Genomic DNA, 25,731 nt, shown 5'->3' with positions numbered 1-25,731 from the left:
GAAAGAGAATGCTAATGGATATCCGCAAAATCAAGAAGCTGATTGAACTGGTTGAAGAGTCCGGCATTGCCGAACTGGAGATCTCCGAAGGTGAAGAGTCCGTTCGCATCAGCCGCAACTTCTCCGGTCAGGTGACCACCGCCATGCCGCAGATGATGATGCAGCAAGCCGCTCCGGTTGCCGCCGCACCTGTTGCTGCCGCCGCACCGGCCGCTGATGCCGCCCCGAGCGGTCACCTGATGCGCTCGCCAATGGTTGGTTCCTTCTACCGCTCCTCCAGCCCGGAAGCCAAGCCATTCGCGGAAGTGGGTCAACAGGTCAACGTCGGTGATACCCTGTGCATCATCGAAGCCATGAAAATGATGAACCAAATCGAATCTGACAAGGCCGGTGTGATCAAAGCGATCCTGGTTGAAAATGGTCAGGCCGTCGAATTTGACGAGCCGCTGTTCATCATCGAATAAGGGAAATTGCCACCCATGTTGGACAAAGTAGTCATCGCCAACCGCGGTGAAATTGCCCTGCGGATCCTGCGTGCTTGTAAAGAGCTCGGGATCAAGACAGTGGCCGTTCACTCCACCGCCGACCGGGAGCTCAAACATGTGCTGCTGGCCGACGAATCCATCTGTATCGGCAAACCGGCCAGTACCGACTCCTACCTCAATGTTCCGGCGATCATCGCCGCCGCCGAGGTAACCGGTGCCGTGGCCATCCACCCGGGTTACGGCTTCCTTTCCGAGAACGCCGATTTCGCCGAAGTGGTCGAAAAATCCGGTTTTGTCTTCATCGGCCCGCGTGCCGAGACCATTCGCCTGATGGGTGACAAGGTCTCTGCCATCGAAGCGATGAAGAAGGCGGGTGTACCGTGCGTACCAGGCTCTGACGGCCCGGTTGACAGCGATGCCAAGCACAATGCTGCCGTTGCCAAACGCATCGGCTATCCGGTGATCATCAAAGCCGCCGGTGGTGGTGGTGGTCGCGGCATGCGCGTAGTGCGCAACGAAGCCGAGCTGGCTGCGGCCATCGCTCTGACCAAATCCGAAGCAGGCCAGTTCTTCAAGAACGACATGGTCTACATGGAGAAGTACCTGGAAAACCCGCGCCACATCGAAATTCAGGTGTTGGCAGATGGCCAGGGCAATGCCCTCTATCTGGGCGAGCGTGACTGCTCCATGCAGCGTCGCCACCAGAAAGTGGTGGAAGAAGCACCTGCGCCGGGTATCACTGCCGAAATGCGCAAGTTCATCGGTGAGCGTTGCGTACGTGCCTGTGTCGAGATCGGCTACCGCGGAGCGGGTACTTTCGAGTTCCTGTACGAAAACGGCGAGTTCTATTTCATTGAAATGAACACCCGTATTCAGGTTGAGCATCCGGTTACCGAGATGGTCACCGGTATCGACCTCATCAAGGAGCAACTGCGCATTGCCGCCGGTCAGCCCCTGTCGATCACCCAGCAGGATATCCGCATTCATGGCCATGCCATCGAGTGCCGGATCAACGCCGAAGATCCGGCCACCTTCATGCCCTCTCCGGGTCTGGTACAGCGCTTCCACGCGCCGGGTGGTCTGGGTGTGCGTTGGGATTCCCATATCTATGCCGGTTACAAGGTACCGCCTTACTACGATTCGATGATCGGCAAGCTGATCTGCTACGGCGAAAATCGTGACATTGCCATCGCCCGCATGCGTCATGCGCTGGACGAACTGGTAGTGGAAGGGATCAAGACCAACGTACCGCTGCAAAAAGAGATCATGAAAGACGAAAACTTCCAGCACGGTGGCACCAATATCCACTACCTGCACAAGAAGTTAGGTCTGTAAGGATCGCTGATAGAGACCCGATGACATTGCACGGTGGCAGTACCAACGCCCACTACCTGCACAAGAAGTTGGGTCTGTAAGGATCGCTGATAGATATAGGACTTCCGTTAGAAGTCAGCTCCGCAAGGAGCCTCTGCTGAAAAAGGGCCATGGCGACATGGCCCTTTTTTGTTATCCTTGCGCCCCTCAAATTCGTCGGAGGCCAAGGTGAACCGTTTTGCTCTCGCCCGCCGGGAAGCCGCTTTTTGCCTGCTGCTGACCCTGCTCTACTTCTTTGCCTGGTATGGCACCGCCTATTTTACCCCCCTCCAACTGGAGTTATGGGGGCTGCCACTGTGGTTCCTGCTCAGCTGCATGGTGATGCCGTTGCTGTTCATCGTGCTGTGCGCCCTGATGGTGAACCGGCTGTTTGTGGAGATCCCTCTCGATACCCTGCCCCACCAAAACGAGGGGTCATCCCATGAATCTTGAGCTGATGCTGCCGCTGATTATCTATCTGGTGCTGGTGCTGGGAGTGGGCTTTTGGGCCAGTCGTCATCGGGCGGAAGGCAACTTCGTACAGGAGTACTTCATCGGCAACCGCAGCATGGGCGGGCTGGTACTGGCAATGACGCTGGTGGCCACTTACACCTCGGCCTCCTCCTTTATCGGCGGGCCAGGTGCGGCATACAAAATCGGTCTGGGCTGGGTGTTGCTGGCGATGATCCAGCTGCCCACCGTCTGGCTCACTCTGGGGGTGCTGGGTAAAAAGTTCGCCATCATCGCCCGCCGGGTCAATGCGGTGACCATCAACGACATGCTGTGGGCCCGTTACCAGAGCAAGGCGGTAGTGATCCTCGGCTCCGTCACCATCATTCTGGCCTTTATCGCCACCATGGTGGTGCAGTTTATCGGTGGTGCCCGCCTGCTGGAGACCGCCACTGGCCTCTCCTACCACCACGGGCTGCTGCTGTTTGCCAGCTGCGTACTGCTCTACACCATCATCGGCGGTTTTCGGGCGGTGGTGATGACCGATGCCCTGCAGGGGATCATCATGCTGATTGGCACCGGTGCCCTGCTGGCCGGGATCCTGATTGCAGGGGATGGATTGCCCAATCTTATCCATCAGCTAAAAGAGATCGATCCCAAGCTGGTGAGCCCGCAAGGGGCCGATGACATGTTGACCCAGCCCTTTATGCTGAGCTTCTGGATCCTGGTCTGTATCGGCGTGGTGGGGTTGCCCCACTCGGCGCTGCGCTGCTTTGGTTATCGCGACAGCAAGGCGCTCCATCGTGGCATGTTGATCGGCACTGTGGTGAGCGCCCTGCTGATGTTCGGCATGCATCTGGCCGGTGCGCTGGGCCGTGCCATCCTGCCGGGTATGGACAGCCCGGACAAGATCATGCCCTCGCTGATGATGGAAGTGCTGCCCCCCTGGCTGGCCGGAGTCTTTCTGGCAGCGCCGATGGCGGCCATCATGTCCACCATCGATTCCCAGCTGATCCAGGCTTCCGCCACCCTGGTGAAGGATCTCTACCTCAACTACCTCAATCCGAAGCAAGAAAAGCTGGAGGTGCGCATCCCTCGCCTCTCTCTGCTCTGCACCCTGATCCTCGGCACCCTGGTGCTGCTGGCAGCGCTGCAACCGCCCGACATGATCATCTGGCTCAACCTGCTCGCCTTCGGCGGTCTGCAGGCCGTGTTCCTCTGGCCGCTGGTGCTTGGCCTCTACTGGTCGCGGGCCAACGGCCCGGGGGCGCTGGCCAGCATGGTTAGCGGTATCGTCAGCTATGGCATCTTGAGCCAGTGGGGGATCAAGCTGGCGGGCCTGCATGCCATAGTGCCGAGTCTGGGCTTGGGATTGGGTGTCTTTATCGTGGTAAGCCTGCTGACGGCACCGCCCTCGCGGGAAGTGCAGGAACTTTTCGAGCAGAAATAACAAAAAGATAAATTAAGGGTTCCAATACTATCCCCAAAGAGGTGTTTTACGGGTAAACTGTGCGCCAAGTCACAAAAAGTTGCCGCTGTATGCCCGTAAAAGCCACTCGACACATAGTTACCCAAGCCCTGCAGCGGCTCGGTTATGCCCTGCTGCTGCCCGTCTCCATCCTGCCGATGGCGGCGTTGATCTACCGGCTTGGGCAACCCGACGTACTCGATTTGGCGGTGCTCTCCCTCACTGGGCAGGCGATCTTCAGCCAGATGCCGCTTATCTATGCGGTGGCAATTGCCTTTGGCCTCAGTCGACAGGAGCTGGGCGGGCAAACGCTGGCGGGTGCCGTCAACTTTCTGCTACTCAGTACCGCCTTCAACACCCTTGCCCCCAACCTGCATGCAGAGATGATCTGCGGCCTGCTGGCAGGGCTCACCACCGCCATCATCTATCCCTGGGTACACCAGCAAACTCTGCCCCGCTGGCTGCAAATAGCCAAGGGGGAGTTTCCCAGCCTGCTGATCTCGGCGCTCGCCTGCCTGCTGATCGCCATCCCGCTCTCGCTGCTGTGGCCGCCACTGGAACGGGGGCTGACCCTGCTCACCTCGGAGCTGCTCACCACGCCGTTTGGCGCCTTCTGCTACGGCACCCTCAACCGGTTGCTGATCCCGCTCGGGCTGCATCAGGTGCTGGGCAGTGTCATCGGCCTTGGCGAGAGCAACCTGCAAGCGCTGGCCGCCGCCAAGCCGCTCCATGAAGGGTATGTGGCCGGTCTCTACCCCATCATCATGTTCGGCCTGCCCGGCGCCTGTTTTGCCATTTGGCTGCACCGCCAACGGATGCAGCGGTTGCCACAGGGTGGACTGCTGCTCACCCTGGCGCTCACCTCGGCACTGCTGGGCATCACCGAACCCATCGAGTTTCTGTTCGCCTTTACCGCCCCTTGGCTGTTTCTCGCCCACGCCTTGCTAACCGGATTGTCGTTGGCGGTCTGCAGTGGGCTGGGGATCAAGGTCGGCAGCTACTTCTCCGCCGGTCTGCTCGATCTGGTGCTGAGCTATCAGTACGGTGAGCGCAGCTTCTGGCTGATTCCGGTCGGCATCCTGTTCTTCGTCGCCTACACCTTGCTGTTCTATCAGCTGCTGGAGCGCGCCCCCCTCAGCATGCCGAGTAAACCCATTGCCAAAGAGCATCCACGGCTGGCAAACGTGGCCCCCTCTGATCCGCAGATGCTGGCGATCCAGTACCTCAAGGTGCTGGGCGGGATGGACAACCTGCAAGCCATGAGCGTCTGCCTCACCCGCCTCAGCCTGCGGGTGCGCGATATTTCACTGGTGGATCAATCCCGCCTGCTGGGGCTAGGTTGCCTCTCCTGGATCGAGCTCAACGACCACCAGCTGGTGCTGGTACTGGGTCCCAGCGCCAGTCTGATTGAAGGGCAGATCCGCATGCTGGCGGAACGCCAGTCAGTGCCCCTCGGCCTCAAACCAAATCAGGAGTCAGCCAGCGAAAGTAGCTGGTAACTCAGGCGAACGGCAGCCGCTCGGCCACAAAATCCATCAGGGTGCGCAGCGCAGGGGCCAGATGCTCACGACTGGGATAGATCAAGTAAAACGGGTTGGCCGGAATGGGCTGATCCGGCAACACCTTCTGCAGCCGCCCTGCCGCCAAATCCCCTTCACAGACATGGTGGGGCAACAGGGCAATTCCCCCTTCATGGAGCGCCATCTCCCGCAATGCCAGCAAGCTGTTGCTAACACAGGCCCCCTGCGGCCGCCAGCCCCCCTCCTGCAATGGCCACACCGGCATGGCTGAGTGCACCAGACAGGCATAACGGCCCAGCTCGCTCAGCTGTTGTGGCATACCGTGGGCCGCCAGATAGGCGGGCGCTGCCACCAGATGGCGCGCCACCTGACCGATGCGCCGACAGATGAGGCTGGAGTCTTTTAGCGGTGCCGCCCGCAGCGCCAGATCGTAACCCTCCCCCACCAGATCCTCCTGCTCATCGCTCAGGGTCAGCTCCAGCACCACCTCGGGATAGAGGGCGCGAAACTCGGCGAGGATCTTGCCAAGCAGCAGGGTGCCGGTCGCCTCGGGGGCAGTAATCCGCACCCGCCCCGCCGGGGCCGAGCGCAGCCGCGCCATCGCCAGATTGGCGCTGCGGGCCAGTGCCAGCAGTCCCTGACAGTGCTCCACATAGAGCTCCCCTTGCGGGGTCAGGCTCAACCTGCGGGTGGTGCGCTGCAACAACCGCACCCCGAGCTGGGATTCGAGCCGCGAGATCTTCTGGCTCACCGACGACTTGGGCATGCCGAGCAGCTCGGCGGCCCGGGTAAAGCTCCCCTGCTCCACCACGGTGGCGAACAGTCCCATCAACTCCAGATCGACATTGTTCATATATTCAAACAGTCTTTACCGATTACCCATCTTAATCTTGATAATTAACCAGACTAGAGTGAGTGGCAATCCCGAACACAGCGATTTGAAAGGAATAACCATGAAAGCCATTGCCCTGACTCACTATCTGCCAAGCGACCACCCCGACTGCTTCATCGCCGCAAACCTGCCCGATCCGGTTACGGGTCCGCGGGATCTGCTGGTGCGGGTCACCGCCACCTCCGTCAATCCGGTGGATACCAAGGTGCGTTCCCCCAAGGCCAAAATTGAAAGCTCGCCCCGGGTACTAGGCTGGGATGCGGTGGGGGAAGTGATCGCCACCGGCAGCGAAGTCACCCTGTTCAAGGCGGGCGACCGGGTCTGGTATGCCGGCGATATCAGCCGTCCGGGCAGCAACAGCGCCCTGCAACTGGTGGATGAGCGCATCGCCGCCATCGCCCCCACCAGCTTGAGCGATGTGGAGGCCGCCGCCCTGCCGCTCACCGCCATCACCGCCTGGGAGACCCTGTTCGATCGCTTCGCCCTCACCCGCGAAAGCCGTGGCAAGCTGCTGATCATCGGCGGCGCCGGTGGCGTGGGCTCCATCGCCATCCAGCTGGCCCGCCAGCTCACCGACATGGAGGTGATTGCTACCGCCTCCCGCCCCGAGAGCCGCGAGTGGTGCCTCGAAATGGGCGCCCATCAGGTAGTGAACCACCACAAGTTGCAGGAGGAGCTGACCGCTCTTGGCATCACTCAGGTCGATGCCATCTTCTGCACCAACGCCACTGCCGAGCACTGGGCCACCATGGCGGGGCTGATCCGTCCGTTCGGCCATATCTGTACCATCGCCGAATCGAGCGAACCGTGGGATCTCTCCCTGCTCAAGAGCAAGAGCGTCACCTTCAGCCAGGAGTTCATGTTCACCCGCTCCCTGTTCCAAACCCCGGACATGATCGAACAGCACCGCCTGCTCGGCCGGGTGGCGGCACTGGTCGATGAAGGGGTATTGCAGACCACCCTGACCAGAACCATCCCCTCGCTGACCCCGGTCACGCTGGCTCAGGCCCATGCCGAGGTGGAAGCGGGCCGCATGGTAGGCAAGCTGGTGATCGACATGAGCGGCTTTGCCAACTAAGCCCTCAAACGCACCATGATGGGATAAGTTCACCAAGGAGATGCCCCAAACGGGCACAGCAATCGGCACTCATGCCCGCCAGTGGCAGGCCAACGTCCGACAATAAGCCAAAAAAGAGGCCATTTCGCGAGAAATGGCCTGAATACCTGAACATTGGGGTAACAATCACACACATATCCTTATGCAGGACAATCTAGTCTTTGCATCTGGCGTGCCAACAGCAGCATGAATGCGCCAAGTCGACGCCAGCCCGTCCTTAAGCAAGGTGTCGACCTTGCTCTTTTTTTGTCTGACAGACTTTTTACCAGGCAAACAAGTGCAGATAAAAAAATGCCACCCGAGGGTGGCAGTGAAAGATGACGGAACTTGAGCAAAGCGTTCAGCGAAAACCGGTCGTCTTCGCCTGCATAGAGCAATACAGGAACCGTGCCAATCCGGCAAAAGCCCCCATGTCCTCCCACGTCATGGGCAAACCACGACAGCACTGCCCCATGATGGTAGAATCTCGCGGTTTCACATTTATGAAGAGTCGACGCCATGCCCTGGATACAAATTCGAATCAACGCCACTGCCAAGACCGCAGACAAGGTGAGCAACATGCTGCTGGGGCGTGGAGCCCAGGCTGTGACCTTTATGGATGCCAAGGATGTGCCCGTCTATGAACCCATGCCCGGTGAAACCCCGCTCTGGGGCGAGACCGAAGTGATGGGCCTGTTCGATGCCGAAACCGATCCGGCCCCCACCATCGCCTTCTTCCAGCAGATCTTCGGCGAAAACGTCGGCTACAAGGTCGAACAGCTGGAAGACAAGGACTGGGTACGCGAGTGGATGGATCACTTCCACCCGATGCAGTTTGGCGAACGGCTCTGGATCTGCCCGAGCTGGCGCGATGTGCCGAACCCCGATGCGGTCAACGTCATGCTGGATCCGGGTCTGGCCTTCGGTACCGGTACCCACCCCACCACAGCCCTCTGCCTGCAGTGGCTGGACGGGCTGGATCTGAGCGGTAAAACCGTGGTCGACTTTGGTTGCGGCTCCGGCATTCTCGGCATCGCCGCCCTGAAACTGGGGGCAGCCCGCGTCATCGGTATCGACATCGACCCGCAAGCTATCCAGGCCAGCCGCGACAACGCCGAGCGTAACGGCGTTGCAGGCCAGATTGAACTCTACCTGCCTGCCGACCAGCCGCAAGATGTCGAAGCGGATGTGGTGGTCGCCAACATCCTGGCCGGCCCGCTGCGCGAACTGGCACCGCTTATCGCCGGCCACGGCAAAGCGGGCAGCCTGATGGCCCTCTCCGGCGTGCTGGAGAGCCAGGCGCCAGAGCTGGAAACCATCTACGGCCAGTGGTTCGAGATGGATCCGACCGCCGTCAAGGAGGAGTGGTGCCGCCTCTCCGGCCGCAAGCACGGCTAAGCGCGGTCAGCATTGACGCCAGCCTCATGCCATCAGGGCTCCCGTTTGGGGGCCCTGACTATTTTGGCCTGCCGGGCCCTTCCCCGTCCGTGGACATGGGCTTGATCGCCCTCCCTTCTGACTGTGTTCATTTGAAAACAACAGACATCTTTATTCCGGTAAGATAGCGGTCCGAGCCAACGCAACCGAGAGGGACTTCTTATGCGGATTGCCATTCTGGATGACTATCAGGATCAGGTGTGTCACCTCCCCTGCTTTGCCCTGCTGGCAGGGCATGAGGTCGTGGTGCTCAACCAGAGCGAGAGCGACCCTGAACGCCTCGCCGCCATGCTGGAAGGGATAGAAGCAGTGGTACTGATCCGCGAGCGTACCCGCATCGACGAACAACTGCTAATGCGGCTTCCCACCCTTAAACTCATCAGCCAGACCGGCAAAGTCAGCCAACATATCGACCCGGCACTGTGCCAGCGGTACGGCGTTGCCGTGGTAGAAGGGATCGGCAGCCCCATTGCTCCCGCCGAGCTCTGCTGGGCGCTCATCATGGCGGCCTCCCGTCACATTCCTGCTTACAGCCAGGCTTTGAGCCAAGGCCAATGGCAGCAATCAGGCCCCCTCGGTTTGGGGCGCACGCTGCATGGGCGGACACTCGGCATCTGGGGCTACGGCAAGATAGGCCAGCGGATCGCCCGCTACGGCAAGGCATTTGGCATGTCGGTGCTGATATGGGGCAGTGACGCTTCGTGCAGGCAGGCCGAACTGGATGGCTATGCCAGCGCCTCCAGCAAGGAGGTGTTCTTCAGTCAAGCCGATATCCTCACGCTACATCTGCGCCTGAGCGAGGCAACCCGTGGCTGCGTGACTTGCACAGATCTCGCACAGATGAAAGCGGACTCCCTGCTGGTCAATACCAGCCGGGCCGAGCTTATCGAGCCGGGCGCCCTCTATGCCGAGCTAAGCACCCATCCAGGGAAACGGGCCGCGCTCGATGTGTTTGACATCGAACCGGCAACGCCACAAAACGAGCCCCTGCTGCACCTGCCCAACGTATTGGCGACACCCCATCTGGGCTATGTGGAGCAAAACAGCTACGAACTCTACTTTCGCGTGGCGTTCGAGAATGTGCTGGCCTTTGCCGAAGGCAGACCTGCCAATCTGGTTCTGCCCGTATCGGGTGGATGATCACGTTACTCCTTCCGCATTGGCGCCAATATCCAATCCCTTGGCCGATAAAGGAAAGGAACCTCCATGACTGAATACCAGAAGATGATCAGCAGCCAACCTTACAACTGCATGGCACCCGAGCTGGCGCTGTTGCGTCGGGAGGCGGAGGATGACGCTGAGCAGCGGGCACTGCTGGCGGATCTGGTTGGCGAACTGGCAGAAAATGCCTTTATCTGCCCCCCCCTCTACTGTACCTATGGTTGCTACATCAATATGGGGGCAACCCGGCCCGGATCCTGCCAGCCAGCCAAAAACAGGACATCATAAAGTGCCCAGCCAGGCGGGCATGCAGATACGACCATCAGCTAACCTGCTGCCCCGACACCCCATAAAAAATAAAGCCCAATGTCACGAAGACGTTGGGCTGCTAAAAGGTGCTACGGAATTGCGACTCTCATCGCAGAAAAATTAGAAGGAGTGCCCTTCTAAACTGGCAGAGAGATACCAGCGAAGACGCAAACGTTTTACGTGGTGAAATACAACAGGATTGCGAGGTGCATCGCACTATTTAAAGAATTACCTGTGATGGTGCGCGAAGCCCGTTTCACCCATTTATTTTCGCCAACCACTCTGGTTACTATTCGCGGTCAAACAGGAAAACCATCCTGCATACGTTGGATTTGACCCCATAGATCCAGACACTTTTTCCCGCTTAGGGTTGTGATACCTGACTGCGCAGAAATTCCCGGGGTGAACGGTATCCCAAGGCGCTGTGCGGGTGGTGCTCGTTATAATGCTCAAACGCGATGGCCAAATTGCCTACCGCTGTTCGGCTATCTGGTTTCGGCATCATCTCGATATAGTCTCGCTTCATCGTCTTGACGAAGCTCTCCGCTATACCGTTGCTCTGTGGGCTTCTCACCGCTGTCGTTCTGGGCTCCAACCCGATTTCTCGTGCAAACGCGCGGGTCTCATGGGCTCGATACGCCGAGCCATTATCAGTCAGCCACTCCACCGGTGATGCCGGCAACGAATCCCCGAAGCGACGTTCGACAGACCTCAGCATGACATCTTGCACCGTGTCACTGTCGTAACCCCCGGTACTGGCAGCCCAATCCAAGGTTTCCCTGTCACAGCAGTCCATGGCGAACGTGACTCGTAGTTTTTCACCGTTATCACAGCGAAACTCGAAGCCATCTGAGCACCAACGTCGATTGCTCTCTTTGACGGCAACACGCCCCTTATGTGCCCGCGGGGTCAATGGTGCAGCCGGTTTTCTTTCCAGCAGCAGTCCATGATCGCGCATGACGCGATATATCCGTTTGGCGTTTACCACAGGCTGTCGTGTTGCCTCTGACTGACGCCGTAACAGCGCCCAGACTCGGCGATAGCCATAGGAGGGAAGCTCAGCCATCGCCTCCATGATCCGGCCAAGTAAGGCAGCATCATCATGCTGGCGATGATGACGACCATCTTGCCAACCTGGTTTTCGATGAACACGAACGGATAGCTGCGCACGCGATACATTAAGGGCCTGGCTCACAGCACTTAATCGTCGTCCCCCGGCAACAAGGGCGCATGCGCAATCCATTTTTTTGCTCGGCTAACCTCCACGGCTTCTTTGAGGATCTCGTTCTCCATGGTCTTCTTCCCGAGCAGACGCTGGAGCTCTCGGATCTGCTTGATGGCAGCAGCCAACTCGGAGGCAGGAACAACATCCTCACCGGCGGTGATCGCCGTGAGAGAGCCTTCCTGGAATTGCTTACGCCATTTGAAAAGCTGGTTGGCGTTGACGTCGTGCAAGCGAGCGACATGAGAGACGGTCATTCCGGGCTCAAAGGTCTGCTGCACGATGGAGATCTTTTCCTGCGGAGTCCGGCGTCGACGGCGCTCAGCCCCTGTTAACACTTCGACCATCTTCTCGTTGCGACTAGTACTGAACATAGTTTCAAGACTACCTCTTAAGTTAAGAGGGGCGAAGTGTCTGGATCTTCCAGGGGCCAATCTATACGTCTCGCCAGTCAGTGAAACACTTTTCGACAAGCCATTCAAAAAACAGAATGTATATGACAACTTAATGATTGGATATTCAACTTTTCCCATGCATTAGCTGGCATTCAATAAAAGAGGCGGCATCAGGCGCTGTTCCCTCTACGTGCAGGAAACCCGAATGACCCCACCAAACAACCATCCACAGACTCTATTTGGTTCCTCGCTTACCACTCGAAACCAAGCCAGGTAGTTTTCCAGGTAAGCACTACACCTCATCGGCTTCGACGATCCCGGACAGTTTCTTGGCTCGGGTCGTAACCGCATAGCGCATAAAACGATGCTGCCAACGAAGAGCTGTTTTCAGGTTAATGGCACACTCTCTGGCTGCGGCTCGCAGCGACAGCCCTCGGCTGAGGCAGTCTGCACAGACCGCCCATTTTTGCTTGTGATGAAGCTCTGCCAGTGCATAGCCATCCCGTTGATTGAACGTTTTTCCACAAGCTTTACCACGGTAACGCTGTTGGTCATGGGCGCGACCTCAATGAATGACATGGTGGGAATCGCCACAAGGAGATACAGCCGCGGTCTCACCATGTTCGGCCAATGCCTGATGGAGTCGATCACGTTGCAAATGGTGACGAAGGTGTTCCTGAGCGCGATCCAGTTGGATAGGGTCGAGTTGGAAAAAAACCGCACTAGTGAGAAAAATAGATGGTTATCCATGACAAGTTTCTTACTCAAATAACCTGAAACAAGTATAACTTTTGCCACCAATACGGTTATGGAACAGCGCCCGGCATCACGCCACCCTCGACTCTCTTTGCTCTTATCCCACGCTTGCCACACTGAGTTGACTGCAAAAACTCTTCACAGACCCGGATTAGCGCCGAGTTCTATTCAGTGGTGTACTCGACTTGTTATAAGACTCGGTCAATCGATCGATACATTGCACCACCTGTATGCTGGCATCCTCCATCATGCCAAGATGTTTAACCATCAGCTTTAGATCCCCCTGTTGACATGCAAGCAAGGCAGCCTTGCCACTCTCATGAACCAACTTGTGTGGCTTATCCAGCTCGCTGAATCCCTCCATTTTGGAAAATAGGGCCGCACCCTGTCCTTCAAAATACCACTTCCCCAATCGACACTCGGTATGCGCATTGACTGGCTCATGAAAATGTCGCTGCTCAATCAGACGGTAGATATTGTTCTTCCACACCGCATGATCAAGCTTGGTTGTGTTGAGAAAAGAGGTAAGCGCTGAATGCTGAATCACGTTATGCATACGATCAGACTGGACAATCACGCGTTTCACAACAGAACCAATTTGGCTTGAAGAGGTGGCCACATCAACAGCATCCGCCCGACTACGCTCGATGATCTGTTTAATCTCCTGCGACTGATGAATAATCTGTCTGACCAACCCGTCGATTTGACGACTGGCTTCGTGAGCATTGCGAGCCAATTGGCGAACCTCATCGGCAACAACAGCAAAACCTCGACCAGCCTCCCCCGCACGAGCAGCCTCAATTGCGGCATTAAGCGCCAGCATATTGGTCTGTTCTGAAATCCCCTGGATCGCTGACACAAACTGATTGATAGCGACCGTCGTTACACCAAGTTCATTGACGGCCTGGAGGCTAGATTCGGCCTCTTTTGTTATATCGACCGAACGAGTGGCCAGAGCATTCACTGCATCATGGGTTTCAGTAAACAGCTGATCCAGTTCAGATAAGGCACTTTTTTCTAACATCAGGTGCTCAGCGCAACCAGCCAAAGCCTCACGCACCGTCTGTAGCATCAGCCCCCCCTGGTTCTGGCATGCAATGACCTGATTGAAGTTGTCACAACTTTCATTTTGAAAGCTGACCATGCGTTCATGCTCAGCAATGATTTCCCTGAGCTCAGCAAGCTCCTGCTGATGCTCTAACCCATTGATTCTCAGCGCCTCTTTGAATTGCTGATTCTCGTGTTTCAATTTGCTGTCAAACCACATATAACCTCCACTTGCGAAAAGAGACGCGATTAATTCGTTCGCTAACTCTCGCAATTTCCCATATTTATTTGTGACACGACGTCCTGCAGAACAGACAAGCCTGATCCTCCACAGTGAGCCCCCCCCTGCACCTGAGTCAATGGAGGCTGTTTCGTGATTTGAAGCTGATCCCAAAAAACCGACAGCATGAGAAACAATACGGCGCTGAAAATAACATAAAAAATAAAGCCCAATGTCACGAGGACGTTGGGCCGTTAAAAGGTGCTACGGAATTGCGACTCTCATCGCAGAAAAATTAGAAGGAATGTCCTTCTAAACTGGCAAAAGAATATTAGCGAGAGGCAAACGTTTTACACAGTGAAAAACAACAGGATTGCGAGGCGTATCGCACTATTTAAATAATTACCTGCTACGCTGCGCGAAGCCCGTTTGACCCATTTATTTTCCCCAACCACTCTGGTTACTATTCAGGGTTAAACAGCAAAGCCCCGATTTCTCGAGGCTTTGCTTTTCTCAACCAAACGTGACCGACGAGTCAGAAACGGCGGACAAACTCATCGAGCGGCAGTTCGCGCAGTTTGCGTGCTTCCAGCATGGGGGTGCCGAGGTAGAGGAAGCCCACCAGCTGATCCTCTGCCGCTAATCCCAATCCCTTGTTGATCTGCTCATCGAAGATAAACCAGCCGGATCGCCAGATACCGTTGAAGCCCTGCGCCTGCGCCGCCATCTGCATTGCCATCAGGGCGCAACCGGCAGAGAGCTCCTGCTCCAGCTTCGGCACCTTGGGGTGATCCTGATAACGGGTTGCCACCGCTACCACCAAGGGGGCGCGCAGCGGCGCTTCACTGCACTTCTTGACGCTATCGTCATCCTCGCCACGGGCGCGAGCCGCCTCGGCCAGCAGGTTACCCAACCGCTCACGACCCTCCCCTTCAAACAGAATGAACTGCCAGGGAGTCAGGGTGCCGTGATCCGGCGCGCGCAGACCCGCCTTGAGGATATTGTCGAGCACCTCACCGCTCGGGGCGGGATCGGCGAGACGGCCACAGGAGTGGCGGTTGAGCAACAGGGTGAGGGCATCCATGGGCAATTCCTTCTCTGGGGCAATGATGGCGCTACCTTAGCACAGCACCGAATGAAGAAAACCCCTGAGGCTCAGGGGTTTATCGCACGATAGAGGGTTAGAGGGTATGGCTGGCTAGATAACGGCAGCCAGCTCGGCCCCTTGCCGGATGGCGCGCTTGGCATCCAGCTCGGCCGCCACGTCGGCGCCGCCGATGATATGCACCGGCTTGCCTGCCGCCTGCAGACCGGCCTGCAGCTCCTTGAGGGGCTCTTGCCCTGCGCAGATGATCACCTGATCCACCGGCAGACACTGTTTGGTCTCGCCCACCTGAATATGCAAGCCCTCGTCATCGATCCCCAGATATTGCACCCCGGAGAGCATCTGCACCTTGCGGTTTTTCAGCACGGTACGGTGGATCCAGCCGGTGGTCTTGCCAAGGCCGTCACCTACCTTGCTCTCCTTGCGCTGGAGCAGCCAGATCTGGCGCTCGGGGGCGTCGATTTCAGGAGTCGTGAGGCCGCCACGCTCGCCGAGCTGCTTGTCGATGCCCCACTCTTTGAGCCAGTGATCACGGTGGCTCCCGGCATCTGTCTCAACCCTTTTCTCCACCAGGTATTCGGCCACATCGAAACCGATGCCACCGGCGCCGATCACCGCCACCTTCTGGCCAACCGGTTTGTGATCCCGCAATACATCGAGGTAGTTCATCACCTTGGGATGCTCAATCCCCGGAATATTTGGAGAGCGCGGGCGGATGCCGGTGGCGAGGATCACCTCGTCAAAACCGCCGCCGAGCAGGCTCTCGGCACTCTGGCGCTGGCCAAGGTAAAGCTCGACACCGCACTTCTCCAGCCGTTTGGCGAAATAGCGCAGGGTTTCGTGAAACTCCTCCTTGCCCGGGATCTGCTTGGCGAAGTTGAACTGGCCGCCAATCTCGCTCGCCTGATCGAACAGGCTCACCTGATGGCCGCGCTCGGCGGCGTAGCAGGCAAACGCCAGCCCGGCCGGGCCCGCTCCCACCACCGCCAGCTTCTTGGGTTGGGGCACCCGACCGAACGTCAGCTCGGTCTCGAAACAGGCGCGGGGATTGACCAGACAGGAGGCACGCTTCTGCTTGAACACATGGTCGAGGCAAGCCTGGTTGCAGGCGATGCAGGTGTTGATCTCGTCCGCCCGATTTTCGGCCGCCTTGATGACAAACTCCGGGTCAGCCAGGAAGGGGCGCGCCATGGAGACCATGTCAGCCTCGCCGCCCGCCAGAATGCGCTCGGCCACCTCCGGAGTGTTGATCCGGTTAGTAGTGATAAGCGGCACCTTGAGGTGCTTTTTCAGCTCGGCGGTCACCCAACTGAAGGCACCGCGCGGCACGCTGGTGGCGATGGTGGGAATGCGCGCCTCGTGCCAGCCGATGCCGGTGTTGATCAGGGTCACCCCCACCGCTTCCAGCGCTTTGCCAAGGGCAATCACCTCTTCCAGGGTAGAGCCCTGTTCCACCAGATCCAGCATAGAGAGGCGGAAGATGATGATGAAGTCGGTGCCGACCCGCTCGCGGATGGCGCGCACTATCTCCACCGGGAAGCGCATGCGGTTTTCGTTGCTGCCGCCCCAGCCATCGGTGCGCTTGTTGGTGCGCTCACAGATGAACTGGTTGATGAGATAGCCTTCCGAGCCCATCACCTCGACGCCGTCATACCCGGCCGCCTTGGCCAGCGCTGCGGTAGCGGCGAAGTCGCGAATGGTGCCGCGGATCTGCCGCTCACTCATGGCGCGCGGCTTGAACGGGGAGATGGGGGCCTTGAGGGCGCTCGGTGCCAGGCTGAACGGATGGTAGGCATAACGACCGGCATGGAGGATCTGCAGCGCTATCTTGCCCCCCTCCTGATGCACGGCGCTGGTCACCTTCTTGTGCTTGCTCACCTGCCAGGGAAAGCTCAGCTGCGAGCCGTGAGGCACCAGCCGCCCGCGCAGGTTGGGGGCAATGCCGCCGGTGACGATCAGGCCAACGCCACCGCGGGCCCGCTCGGCGTAGAAGGCGGCCAGCTTGTCAAAACCGCCCTTCTCCTCTTCGAGACCGGTGTGCATGGAGCCCATCAACACCCGGTTGCGCAGCTGGGTAAAACCGAGGTCAAGGGGGGTCAGCAAAGTAGGGTAAAGACTCACGAGGCCTCCAGTTAATTTTTTGTTATCAAACTGAAGCTAGAGTAAAGAATCGAAAATCCTTTTTCAAACAAATGTTTGGACAATTTTTCAGCGAACAGCCGTGCCCTGAACGAAGATAGCCGGGATCCGCCAGTCGGAAATGGCAATTTCGCCCGCAACTGGTTAATAATGACCCTTCTCTACCCATTAACAGGGCGATAACGCGACTATGTCTATTTTCAAAGGTCTGGGTTGGTTGTTCCGCAGCCTGTGGCGCCTACTCAATTTCACCCGGCTGATGCTGGTCAATCTGCTGTTTCTCATCGTAGTGCTGGCCATCGTCTTCAGCGTCAGCCAGAAAGAGGCACCTCAGGCCCCCATCGAAGGGGCGCTGACCCTCAATCTTAACGGCGTGCTGGTGGAGCAACGCTCCCAGACCGATCCCACAGTACAGCTGCTGCGCCAGATGGACAGCAGCGACGAGCAGCCGAGCGAGATCGTCCTCTCCGACCTGCTGTGGGCCATCAAGAGCGCCAAGGATGACGAGCGCATCAAGGCGCTGGTGATCAAGCCGCAAGGATTGCAGGGCGCCAGCTTGTCCAAACTGCAGGAGGTGGCGAACGCCATCGACCAGTTCAAGGAGAGCGGCAAACCGGTGATCGCCATGGCGGACTTCTACGCGCAGGGCCCCTACCTGCTGGCGGCACACGCCGATCACGTGCTGCTCAACCAGAGCGGCGCCGTGGTGATCGAAGGGCTCGGCGTCTACCAGACCTACTTCAAGTCGGCGCTGGAAAAACTCAACATCACCCCGCACGTGTTCAAGGTCGGCACTTACAAATCCTTCGTCGAGCCCTATACCCGTGACGAGATGTCCCCCGAGAGCAAGGAGGCGAACCAGCGCTGGCTGGATCAGCTGTGGCAATCCTATGTGGCCGATGTGGCCGAGCAGCGGGAGATCGAACCCGATGCAGTGGCGCCGGGCAAGGAGCGCTTCCTTGAGCTGCTGCGCAAGGCCGGTGGCAATGCCGCCAACTACGCCCTCGACAACGGTCTGGTGGATCAGCTGGCCACCCGCGACGAGATGACCCAGGCGGTCATTAAAGAGGTCGGTGAGGCGGACGATCACGGCTGGAAAGGGGTCGGACTGAAAGAGTACCTGGCCGCCGCGTCCGAGCAGTATCCCCAGAGCGGCAAGGATGAGGTAGGTCTGGTGGTCGCCAGCGGCGCCATCATGGATGGCGTGCAGCCTGCCGGCACCATCGGCGGTGATAGCCTCTCCGACCTGCTGGCCGATGCCCGTCGTGATGACAAGATCAAAGCCGTGGTGCTGCGCGTCGACAGCCCCGGCGGCAGCGCCTTCGCCGCCGAGCAGATCCGCGCCGAGCTGCTGGCCCTGAAACAGGCAGGCAAACCGGTGGTAATTTCCATGGGCAGCTATGCGGCTTCCGGTGGCTACTGGATCTCCGCCGATGCGGACAAGATCTTCGCCTCCCCGACCACCCTCACCGGCTCCATCGGGGTGTTCGGCATGTTCGCCACCATCGACAAGGCGCTGGCCCAGTTCGGTGTGCACACCGACGGGGTCGGCACTACCGATTACGTTGGCGTCGGCCCGACCCGCGCCCTGCCGGATCACGTCGGTCAGGCTATCCAGCTGAGCGTGGAAGATACCTACCAGCGCTTCATCGGTCTGGTCGGCAAGGGCCGCGGCCTGAGCCCGCAAGAGGCCGAGAAAGCGGCCGAAGGTCGGGTCTGGACCGGTGAAGATGCCAAGAACCTCGGTCTGGTGGACGAGTTCGGCAATCTGGATGACGCCATCAAGGCAGCAGCCGAACTGGCCAACCTCAAAGAGTGGCAGGTGACCCCCATCGAGCAGGAGGAGTCCACCAGAGACAGGTTCCTGCGTCAGCTGTTCGACAGCAGCGCCCGGGTGCTGGCTCCGCAGTTGCAAAGCTGGCTACCTGCCGGGCTTGGCAAGGCTCTGCTGGAGATGAATCGCAGCCTCGACCCGCTGACTCGTTTCAACGATCCGCAAGGCACTTACGCTTTCTGTCCGGTCTGTGTGCAGTAACGCAGTCCTGATAAAGGGCTGAATCGAGCCCCAAAAAAAAACGGCGACCAGATGGTCGCCGTTTTCTTTATCCTGCCAGTGCACGCGGCACTGCCAACTAGCTCAATCAGGGATTGAGGCGGGTCGGCATACCGGTACGCTGTTCCAGCACCTGCTTGACCACGTTGGAGTCAGACTCGACATGGGCGATAAAGCGGGTAGTAGCCTGGGTCATCGGAAGCGGCACAGAGGCAGTGGAGTTGAACTCCTCCTCGTTGCGCGACAGCGGCTCGTGTACTTCCATGTAGCGACCGCCATCCGGCTCGACCGAGGTCTTGACCGGCTGGTTGACGAACTGGACACGAGTACCGACCGGCACGTTGTCGAACAGATACTTGATGTCGTCGGCACGCAGACGGACGCAACCGCTGCTCACTCGCAGGCCAATGCCGAAGGTGGCGTTGGTGCCGTGGATTGCGTAAAGGTTGCCGATGTAGAGGGCGTGCAGACCCATGGGGTTATCCGGGCCAGCTGGCCATACTGCTGGCAGGGTCTTGCCCTGAGCGGCATAGCGGCGACGGATGTTCTCGGTCGGGGTCCAGGTCGGGTTGGCGCGCTTGCGCTCTACCTTGGTGATCCAGTTCTCCGGGGTGTTTACCCCCAGCTGCCCGATGCCGATGGGCAGCACTTCCACCACATTTTTCCCTTTCGGATAGTAGTAGAGACGCATCTCGGCAACGTTGATGACGATCCCTTCGCGGGGTGCGTTGGGCAGGATCAGCTGGTGGGGGATGATCAGGGTGCTACCCGCCTTCGGCAGATAGGGATCAACGCCCGGGTTGGCTTCCATGATGTTGGTCAGACCCAGCTGGAAGTCAGCAGCGATCTGCTCCAGCGGACGGTTGTCCGCAGGCACCACGTATTGCTGGTTTTCACCGATCAGGCGGCTATTGGCCGCAGGCAGGTGGTACTCGACGGCGGCAGCCTGCTGGCTGACCAGCGCAAATGTGCATAAAAGGGCCGAAGCGGTAGTGCGAAGGGGATTCATAAAATTCCTGTGTGGTTTCCTGTACCAAATGGGCCGTGGGCCGTCTCATCCTCGGTCTGCCGGTGGCGGGTAAACCTGCACCACGGCGCCAATAACCGAGCGCGCATTCTTTCCTGAGTCGGCCAAAATTTCAACTTCGATATGTTGCTTTTCTTGTTAAAAGTGGCCGTTTGCGGTGTGCCTCTTATCAACAGAGCAAAAGCTACCCTAGCAAGTCGCTGCTGAGAGAAAGATGAACAGCACCAATCTACTGCCAACGGGCCACCCGCGCCCCCATCAACCACAGCGCTGCGCCACCTTGTGTCACGGTGGAAGCAGAGCCCAGAAGGGTTGTCACACCCAAGTAGATAAGCCAATGTCGACAGTGGCACTTTATTGGTATGAAAAGGGGTAAAACAGCACATCAGCCACCAGCTGGTGCTTGCTGCCATCGACATAAAAAAACCGCTCCGAAGAGCGGTTAATGGAGCCACCAGGCAACCATAAAAGGGACTACAGGTGTTGTCATTGGAATTACTGGACGGTCGCCTCCCCTGCGCCACTCTGCTCCTTGAGGAAGCTGATCCAGGGGGATGCCCGACCACTGACGTTGCCATTCTGAGCCGCCTGGGTGAAGGCGTTGAGGGCCTCCTTCGGCTTCTGTTGCTCAAAATAGGCGACACCGGTCAGGAACTTGAGATCCGCCCGCTGTTCACCATTGGCATTGGCCGCCGGTTTGGTGGCTAGCGCCACCAGATCCTGATAGCGCTTGCTCTGAATCATCATGCGCGCCATTTTCAGCTGCAATTCGGCGTTCGGAGCCAGCAGATAGGATTTGGCCAACGTGTCGATGGCCGGATCCAACTCTTTGGCCTGATGCCAGTAGTTGGCGAGGGTCTTGTAGTTGCTGGCGCTCTGCTCAATCACCCCATCCTTCATCCCCTTCTCCATCACCCGTGCCGCGCGATGGGGAATGCCGGTGAAGGCGAGGTAATTGGCCAGCCGCTGCAGCTCGGCGGCCTCGGTCAACATGCCGAGGTTATAGGCCGACTCCAGCGCTGCCAGCGCCTTGCCATCGTTACCCGCCTGCATATGCATGGCCGACAGCTGGGTCCAGTATTTCTTCTTCTCCGGGAACATATTGACCAGGGTGGTCAACACCTCGGTCGCCGGTTTGTACTGTTTCAGCTCGTAGTGAGCCCCCATCTTCAGCAGATACCAGGACTCCGGCGCTTTACCTGCCGAGAGCTTGATCGCCTGATCCACCGCAGGGATCGCGTCACGGTACTGCTTGAGCTGTACGTGGGCGTTGGCCAGGGTGATATAGGCATGGGAGTTGGGCTTGTCATCCTTGCCCTGATTGGCAAACCACTCCTTCATGGTCTTTATCGAGCCCTGGAAGTTGCCCTCCGCCATATAGAGCTGGGCCAGGTTGTAGCGCACCTGCTGCGCCACCGGTGGCGGCAAGCCGCCGGTCGCGATGGCATCGGCAAAGTACCTGGTCGCCTGACCGTATTGCTCCTGCTGGGCGGCCACAAAACCGAGAGTCTGCAATATGACCCCCTTGTCGTAGACCCGATCGCCCGCACCGGAGAGTGCATCTTGCAACTTGGCATTGGCCTCGCCGTATTTCTTCTCGGTGATCAGCGCCTGCGCCTTGTTGACCGCCCGATAGGCCCGATCCGACAGGGCCGGCTGCTCGGCGGCCCAACTGGCGGTGCTGAGCAGCACCGCCATGGCGACCGGGGCGAGGATCATCTTGTGTAACTTGTTCATCGCCACCTTCCTTAGTTGACCGCAAACTCGATTTCTTGCTGCATCCGGCTCGCTTGCGGCTTGCCATCCACCATGGACGGCTTGAATGTCCACTTGGCGATAGTTTTGCGCGCCTCTTTGCCGAGGTCATAGCTGCGCGGCTCTTCCTTGACGATCCGCACGTTGCTGACGGTACCACGCTCGGTGACGGTGAACTCCACCAGCACCTTGCCGGAGGCAAGACCCGCCAGAGCCGCCTTGCGGGGCATCATGGGCTCGAAGGTTGCCAGCGGAATGGCGCCGTTGTTGCCACCCACTCCGCCACCACCACCGCCGGTGCTGTAGGCACCGAGGGCGTTGCCACCACCGATGTTGACCGGGATGTCGAGCTTGGGCATGTCCATGGGAGAGCTCTCCATCTGCGGCCGATCCGTGCTGGCCACCTCCATCTCTGGAGGGGGTGGAGGACGGTTCGGCGGCGGCGGTTTGGGCAGCTCCCGTTGCTTCTCTTGCAGGGTCTCCTGGGGCTTGATACGAATGAAATCGGTCATGGTGACGTCATCCTTCTCCACCAGCTCCCGGTGATCCGGTGTGATCAGCTTGTTCATTCCCAGAAACAGAAAGAACACCACCACACAGGAGACCGCCAACGATATCAGGTATCTCATAGGTCTCTCTCCGGCATCAGCTGCTCTTGTCTGCCGCGATGGAGATGTTCTGGACACCGGCCATGCGGATCTGATCCATGACCTGCACCACCAGACCGGAACGGGATTCGTTATCGGCCTGGATCACCACGGCGCTCTCCGGGTTTTCGGCCCGCAGCCGCTCGATGTTGGCGCGTACCGCCCCGACCTCGACCACCCGCTTGTCGACCCAGACCTGACCGTTTTCGCGCACCGCGACCATGATATTGCCCTTCTTCACCGTCTCGGCCGTGCTGGCACTGGGACGGTTAATCTCGACACCGGACTCCTTGACGAAGGAGGTGGTGACGATGAAGAAGATCAGCATGATGAACACTATGTCCAGCATGGGGGTCAAATCGATAGCCGCCTCGTCAGCACCGCTGTCGCTGTAACGTTTTCTCATAGCAGAAACTCCTTGCTTGTTCTGTGCCCCCGGCAGGCCATGCCTCGCCGGGGGTATGCATCCTGCATCAACCGTGTTTCAGGTTGTCTTCCAGCTTTTGCACCGCCAGTTTGGCCTTGTGATCGAGCTGGTTGACAAAAAACAGGCCGGAAAGGGCGGCGATCATGCCCGCCATGGTCGGTACCGTTGCCTTGGAGATCCCCGATGCCATCGCCCGCGGCGAACCGGTGCCGGTGATGGCCAAAGTGTCAAACACCTGCACCATCCCCACCACGGTTCCGAGCAGCCCCATCAACGGGCAGAGAGCGATCAGCACCTTGATGACCGGCATCCCCTTGTCCACCGCCATGGCAACCCGAGAGACCAGCTCGCGGCGGATCTGCTTGGCAGACCAGGAGAGATGATCGCTGCGGGCCAGCCAGGTGGCCTTGGTCTGCTTCACCTGCTTGGGGTAAACCGCCATGAAGTAGAACCAGCGTTCCAGCAACAGGGCCCACATCATCAGGGTCAGGAAGAACAGGGCGACCAGTACATCGCCCCCCAATCCCAAAAACCGGCGGACCGACTCGACTTCTTCAATCAACCAGAACCACATGGGTGACTCCTTACGCTGCGGCTTTGGAGGCGTGCAGACGTTCCTGATAACGGGCGACGAAACCAGCGCTCTGCTCTTCCAGCACCTGGATCAGACGACGGCTCTGGGTCTGCACAATGGTGTAGAGGAACAGCATGGGGACCGCGACAACCAGACCCTGCATTGTGGTCACCAGCGCCTCGGAGATACCGCCCGCCATCAGCTTGGGATCGCCGGTACCGAACAGGGTGATAGCCTGGAAGGTGGCAATCATCCCCACTACGGTACCGAGCAGGCCCAGCAGCGGCGCGACGGAGGCGATCAGCTTGATGAGACTGATGCCCTTCTCGAACTTGGGCACGTTGCGCAGGATGATCTCGTCGAGCTTGGACTCCAGATCCTCGATATTGTCACCGCGATGGTTCTGGTAGGCCCCCAGCATGTCACCAATGGGGTTGCCCTTGATGATCTGATCGGATTTCAGCTGCTTGCGCATGGACGAGCCGATCAGCGACAGGCGGATACCGCAGAAGATGGCCAGCAGGGTACCGAGCACACCGAGCACCATGATGACGTAACCGACTTCACCACCCTGATCGACCCGCTCCTTGAAGGTCGGAGACTGCACCAGCAGGGAGAGGATCACGCCGCGAGACGGGTCGATGAAGATGGGTTTGACCCCGTCACCACCCTGTTCAAACTCGGCGATCGGCTCCAGCACCCCCTTGTCCGGTTGACGAGAGAGCTGCTCGAACTTGCCGGTCTCCGGCACGAAAGTGAGGTACTTGCCTTCGGAGACGGTGTTGAACTCACCGATCTGGGTGACGGTCTTCTCGACCTGGTTGCCCTCACCATAAACCACGGTCGCCGGGATCTGGCTCACTTTGCCACCGTCCACCATGCGGCCGAGGGTGGTAGTCCAGAACGCTTCCAGATCGTCGCTGGAGGGGAGTTCTTTACTCTCGGCCAAACGGGTCAGCAGGGCGGATTGCTCCGGATGCTCGACCCGGCGGGCGGAGGCGTTGAAGATCCCCTTGAACTCACCGGCGAACTGACGCAGCACCCCGAACATCTCACCCATGTTGCCGGAACGCTGGCGCAGGGTTTCAGTCAGTTCGGTCAGTTGCTTGTCGTTGGCATCGAAGGTCGCCTTGAGCTGTTCGCCCTTGGCGGTTTCGGCAGCCAACTCGGCCTTGGCTTTCGCCAGTAACGCCCCTTGCTCGTTCTTGTCAGCCAGGAAGCGGGCTTCCCGCTCCTTATTGAGTTGGGATTCGCTCAGGCTGGAGGCCTTGACCTGATTGAGCAGCGCATTGAGATCCACCGGTTTCTCGGCGGCGGTCACCGGCAGGGTGACCAGGGTTGCTCCCGCAATCAGGGAGGCAATAGCAAGTTTGATTCCTTTCATGATGCTTTCTCCGCAGTTTGAACCGGCAGCTTGATCAGCGCAGGAGGCGCCTGCTTCTTGGCAATGCGAAGGCCCTGTTCAACCGCACTGCGATACTCCTGGGGCAACTCTTCCCACTGACGGGTCTTCTTGTTCCATATGCCGGTCTCATTGCCATCCGGGGACTGATAGAGCAGCGCGATGCGGCCAACGCGCAGGAACTCGTAGGTCTTCTCGCTGCCATCCTTGTCCAGGCTCGCCTTGTAGGACTCGATGGTGCGGCTGAAGCCCTCCTCGATCTGGTAGGCCTCCAGGATCTTGCGGTACTTCTCGGAGATGGTGACATCGGCGCTGTTCATCAGGTCGGTCAGCGCGGCAACCCGATCTTCGCGCTCGACCTTCTGGAACGGCAGATCCAGTGACACAAACTGCTCGAGGGAGTCGATCATCTTGAGCATCAAGGGCACCACTTCGGTGCTGGTCTGATCAATCTGGGCGATCTGCTTTTGCATCGACGCCAGCTCGGTGGTCTGGGACTCGACCATCTTGCCCACCTGCTCGTTGTAGGTGCGCAGACTGTCGACCTGACGCAGGGCAGCCTTGTACTGGGCCAACGCAGATTCGGCAGAGTCGGCATAGCTGTCGATCTTCTGCTGGGAAACTTTGGATGCATTATTGGTGGCGGCTTGAGCGTCCACGGCCTGACCGGCAGTGGCAGCACTCAGATTGAAGCTGGTCAACAAGGCGGCCGAAACCAGGCTGCCAAGAAGCGCTTTCTTCATTGTAATGGTCCTTGTCTTCATAGGATTACCCTATCTCCGTAACTTCCT

The 25,731-nt window shown here is 58.7% G+C and carries 22 protein-coding genes and 1 pseudogene; 11 read left to right on the top strand and 12 right to left on the bottom strand.

Features of this window, described 5'->3' with window-relative positions; genetic code table 11:
- Window positions 1-14 precede the first annotated feature (14 nt).
- From accB to BN4575_RS18055, 5 genes are all read left to right on the top strand, one after another.
- Entirely contained in the window at window positions 15-464 is a 450-nt protein-coding gene (gene accB / locus BN4575_RS18075) for an acetyl-CoA carboxylase biotin carboxyl carrier protein (RefSeq protein WP_042020950.1), read from the top strand.
- 15 nt (window positions 465-479) lie between these two features.
- Complete coding sequence (gene accC / locus BN4575_RS18070) at window positions 480-1,820, top strand: acetyl-CoA carboxylase biotin carboxylase subunit (RefSeq protein ID WP_042020951.1); 1,341 nt, start codon at window positions 480-482, stop codon at window positions 1,818-1,820.
- A gap of 207 nt (window positions 1,821-2,027) precedes the next feature.
- Window positions 2,028-2,291, top strand: coding sequence for a YhdT family protein (locus BN4575_RS18065; protein WP_042020952.1), 264 nt, complete (start codon window positions 2,028-2,030; stop codon window positions 2,289-2,291).
- Window positions 2,281-3,738 (top strand): sodium/pantothenate symporter, encoded by a 1,458-nt coding sequence (gene panF / locus BN4575_RS18060; protein ID WP_068979236.1) that lies wholly within the window; start codon window positions 2,281-2,283, stop codon window positions 3,736-3,738. Before BN4575_RS18065 ends, panF begins: the two co-directional genes overlap by 11 nt.
- 89 nt (window positions 3,739-3,827) lie before the next feature.
- Window positions 3,828-5,255 (top strand): PTS transporter subunit EIIC, encoded by a 1,428-nt coding sequence (locus BN4575_RS18055; RefSeq protein ID WP_068979235.1) that lies wholly within the window; start codon window positions 3,828-3,830, stop codon window positions 5,253-5,255.
- Window position 5,256: 1 nt separating this feature from the next.
- Here BN4575_RS18055 and BN4575_RS18050 read toward each other — a convergent pair whose 3' ends face one another.
- On the bottom strand, window positions 5,257-6,129 hold the full coding sequence (locus BN4575_RS18050; protein WP_068979234.1) for a LysR family transcriptional regulator: 873 nt from the start codon (window positions 6,127-6,129) through the stop codon (window positions 5,257-5,259).
- Between the two features lie 100 nt (window positions 6,130-6,229).
- Between BN4575_RS18050 and BN4575_RS18045 the strand changes: the two genes are divergently transcribed.
- From BN4575_RS18045 to BN4575_RS18030, 4 genes and pseudogenes are all read left to right on the top strand, one after another.
- The gene (locus BN4575_RS18045) at window positions 6,230-7,246 is read left to right on the top strand and encodes a zinc-binding alcohol dehydrogenase family protein (RefSeq protein WP_068979233.1); all 1,017 of its coding nucleotides are present in this window, start codon (window positions 6,230-6,232) and stop codon (window positions 7,244-7,246) included.
- A 537-nt stretch (window positions 7,247-7,783) separates the two neighbouring features.
- Window positions 7,784-8,662 (top strand): 50S ribosomal protein L11 methyltransferase, encoded by an 879-nt coding sequence (gene prmA, locus BN4575_RS18040; RefSeq protein WP_068979232.1) that lies wholly within the window; start codon window positions 7,784-7,786, stop codon window positions 8,660-8,662.
- Between the two features lie 201 nt (window positions 8,663-8,863).
- The gene (locus BN4575_RS18035) at window positions 8,864-9,841 is read left to right on the top strand and encodes a D-2-hydroxyacid dehydrogenase family protein (RefSeq protein ID WP_068979231.1); all 978 of its coding nucleotides are present in this window, start codon (window positions 8,864-8,866) and stop codon (window positions 9,839-9,841) included.
- A gap of 66 nt (window positions 9,842-9,907) precedes the next feature.
- A pseudogene (locus BN4575_RS18030) lies at window positions 9,908-10,084 on the top strand (sugar O-acetyltransferase); the annotation flags it as partial.
- Between the two features lie 451 nt (window positions 10,085-10,535).
- On the opposite strand, the gene BN4575_RS18025 reads toward BN4575_RS18030, so the two are convergent.
- Window positions 10,536-11,740, bottom strand: a protein-coding gene (locus BN4575_RS18025; RefSeq protein WP_141689863.1) for an IS3 family transposase whose coding sequence is annotated in 2 segments (ribosomal slippage) — window positions 10,536-11,422 and window positions 11,422-11,740 — 1,206 coding nt in all. Because the reading frame shifts where the segments join, the coding sequence is not laid out codon by codon here.
- A gap of 412 nt (window positions 11,741-12,152) precedes the next feature.
- Here BN4575_RS18025 and BN4575_RS18015 point away from each other — a divergent pair.
- Window positions 12,153-12,560 carry a hypothetical protein gene (locus BN4575_RS18015; protein WP_141689862.1) on the top strand — a complete coding sequence of 136 codons (408 nt, stop codon included), beginning with the start codon at window positions 12,153-12,155 and terminating at the stop codon, window positions 12,558-12,560.
- Between the two features lie 135 nt (window positions 12,561-12,695).
- Here BN4575_RS18015 and BN4575_RS22595 read toward each other — a convergent pair whose 3' ends face one another.
- The 3 genes from BN4575_RS22595 to BN4575_RS18000 form a co-directional block, all read right to left on the bottom strand.
- Window positions 12,696-13,811 (bottom strand): methyl-accepting chemotaxis protein, encoded by a 1,116-nt coding sequence (locus BN4575_RS22595; RefSeq protein ID WP_068979227.1) that lies wholly within the window; start codon window positions 13,809-13,811, stop codon window positions 12,696-12,698.
- A gap of 535 nt (window positions 13,812-14,346) precedes the next feature.
- Complete coding sequence (locus tag BN4575_RS18005; protein ID WP_068979226.1) at window positions 14,347-14,895, bottom strand: NAD(P)H nitroreductase; 549 nt, start codon at window positions 14,893-14,895, stop codon at window positions 14,347-14,349.
- A gap of 114 nt (window positions 14,896-15,009) precedes the next feature.
- Complete coding sequence (locus BN4575_RS18000) at window positions 15,010-17,037, bottom strand: NADPH-dependent 2,4-dienoyl-CoA reductase (protein WP_068979225.1); 2,028 nt, start codon at window positions 17,035-17,037, stop codon at window positions 15,010-15,012.
- Window positions 17,038-17,245: 208 nt separating this feature from the next.
- On the opposite strand from BN4575_RS18000, the gene sppA reads away from it, so the two are divergent.
- Window positions 17,246-19,090 carry a signal peptide peptidase SppA gene (gene sppA, locus BN4575_RS17995; protein WP_068979224.1) on the top strand — a complete coding sequence of 615 codons (1,845 nt, stop codon included), beginning with the start codon at window positions 17,246-17,248 and terminating at the stop codon, window positions 19,088-19,090.
- Between the two features lie 106 nt (window positions 19,091-19,196).
- Here sppA and BN4575_RS17990 read toward each other — a convergent pair whose 3' ends face one another.
- The 7 genes from BN4575_RS17990 to BN4575_RS17960 form a co-directional block, all read right to left on the bottom strand.
- The gene (locus BN4575_RS17990) at window positions 19,197-20,117 is read right to left on the bottom strand and encodes a L,D-transpeptidase family protein (protein WP_068979223.1); all 921 of its coding nucleotides are present in this window, start codon (window positions 20,115-20,117) and stop codon (window positions 19,197-19,199) included.
- 513 nt (window positions 20,118-20,630) lie between these two features.
- A complete protein-coding gene (locus BN4575_RS17985) occupies window positions 20,631-21,872 on the bottom strand; it encodes a tetratricopeptide repeat protein (RefSeq protein WP_068979222.1) in 1,242 nt (413 codons plus the stop codon).
- Between the two features lie 11 nt (window positions 21,873-21,883).
- Window positions 21,884-22,519 (bottom strand): energy transducer TonB, encoded by a 636-nt coding sequence (locus tag BN4575_RS17980; protein WP_068979221.1) that lies wholly within the window; start codon window positions 22,517-22,519, stop codon window positions 21,884-21,886.
- A gap of 16 nt (window positions 22,520-22,535) precedes the next feature.
- Window positions 22,536-22,943: an ExbD/TolR family protein gene (locus tag BN4575_RS17975; protein ID WP_005338933.1), complete on the bottom strand. Its 408-nt coding sequence runs from the start codon at window positions 22,941-22,943 to the stop codon at window positions 22,536-22,538.
- 67 nt (window positions 22,944-23,010) lie between these two features.
- Entirely contained in the window at window positions 23,011-23,538 is a 528-nt protein-coding gene (locus tag BN4575_RS17970) for a MotA/TolQ/ExbB proton channel family protein (protein WP_068979220.1), read from the bottom strand.
- A gap of 10 nt (window positions 23,539-23,548) precedes the next feature.
- On the bottom strand, window positions 23,549-24,922 hold the full coding sequence (locus BN4575_RS17965) for a MotA/TolQ/ExbB proton channel family protein (RefSeq protein WP_068979219.1): 1,374 nt from the start codon (window positions 24,920-24,922) through the stop codon (window positions 23,549-23,551).
- Complete coding sequence (locus tag BN4575_RS17960) at window positions 24,919-25,683, bottom strand: DUF3450 domain-containing protein (protein ID WP_068979218.1); 765 nt, start codon at window positions 25,681-25,683, stop codon at window positions 24,919-24,921. Before BN4575_RS17960 ends, BN4575_RS17965 begins: the two co-directional genes overlap by 4 nt.
- Between the last annotated feature and the right edge of the window lie 48 nt (window positions 25,684-25,731).

It is taken from the genome of Aeromonas sp. EERV15, assembly GCF_900079845.1.
Taxonomy (GTDB): Bacteria; Pseudomonadota; Gammaproteobacteria; order Enterobacterales; family Aeromonadaceae; genus Aeromonas; species Aeromonas sobria.
Note: the sequence above shows the minus strand (reverse complement) of the source record. Positions and strands in the feature narration are given on the sequence as shown.

Bases quoted from the DNA above. Each gene is read 5' to 3' on its own strand.
- sppA (WP_068979224.1), top strand. From the start codon at position 17,246: ATGTCTATTTTCAAAGGTCTGGGTTGGTTGTTCCGCAGCCTGTGGCGC.
- BN4575_RS17990 (WP_068979223.1), bottom strand. From the start codon at position 20,117: ATGAATCCCCTTCGCACTACCGCTTCGGCCCTTTTATGCACATTTGCG.
- accC (WP_042020951.1), top strand. From the start codon at position 480: ATGTTGGACAAAGTAGTCATCGCCAACCGCGGTGAAATTGCCCTGCGG.
- BN4575_RS18005 (WP_068979226.1), bottom strand. From the start codon at position 14,895: ATGGATGCCCTCACCCTGTTGCTCAACCGCCACTCCTGTGGCCGTCTC.
- BN4575_RS17980 (WP_068979221.1), bottom strand. From the start codon at position 22,519: ATGAGATACCTGATATCGTTGGCGGTCTCCTGTGTGGTGGTGTTCTTT.
- BN4575_RS17975 (WP_005338933.1), bottom strand. From the start codon at position 22,943: ATGAGAAAACGTTACAGCGACAGCGGTGCTGACGAGGCGGCTATCGAT.
- BN4575_RS17985 (WP_068979222.1), bottom strand. From the start codon at position 21,872: ATGAACAAGTTACACAAGATGATCCTCGCCCCGGTCGCCATGGCGGTG.
- BN4575_RS18035 (WP_068979231.1), top strand. From the start codon at position 8,864: ATGCGGATTGCCATTCTGGATGACTATCAGGATCAGGTGTGTCACCTC.
- BN4575_RS17970 (WP_068979220.1), bottom strand. From the start codon at position 23,538: ATGTGGTTCTGGTTGATTGAAGAAGTCGAGTCGGTCCGCCGGTTTTTG.
- accB (WP_042020950.1), top strand. From the start codon at position 15: ATGGATATCCGCAAAATCAAGAAGCTGATTGAACTGGTTGAAGAGTCC.
- BN4575_RS22595 (WP_068979227.1), bottom strand. From the start codon at position 13,811: ATGTGGTTTGACAGCAAATTGAAACACGAGAATCAGCAATTCAAAGAG.
- BN4575_RS17960 (WP_068979218.1), bottom strand. From the start codon at position 25,683: ATGAAGAAAGCGCTTCTTGGCAGCCTGGTTTCGGCCGCCTTGTTGACC.
- BN4575_RS18050 (WP_068979234.1), bottom strand. From the start codon at position 6,129: ATGAACAATGTCGATCTGGAGTTGATGGGACTGTTCGCCACCGTGGTG.
- BN4575_RS17965 (WP_068979219.1), bottom strand. From the start codon at position 24,922: ATGAAAGGAATCAAACTTGCTATTGCCTCCCTGATTGCGGGAGCAACC.
- panF (WP_068979236.1), top strand. From the start codon at position 2,281: ATGAATCTTGAGCTGATGCTGCCGCTGATTATCTATCTGGTGCTGGTG.
- BN4575_RS18055 (WP_068979235.1), top strand. From the start codon at position 3,828: ATGCCCGTAAAAGCCACTCGACACATAGTTACCCAAGCCCTGCAGCGG.
- prmA (WP_068979232.1), top strand. From the start codon at position 7,784: ATGCCCTGGATACAAATTCGAATCAACGCCACTGCCAAGACCGCAGAC.
- BN4575_RS18045 (WP_068979233.1), top strand. From the start codon at position 6,230: ATGAAAGCCATTGCCCTGACTCACTATCTGCCAAGCGACCACCCCGAC.
- BN4575_RS18015 (WP_141689862.1), top strand. From the start codon at position 12,153: ATGCTGCCAACGAAGAGCTGTTTTCAGGTTAATGGCACACTCTCTGGC.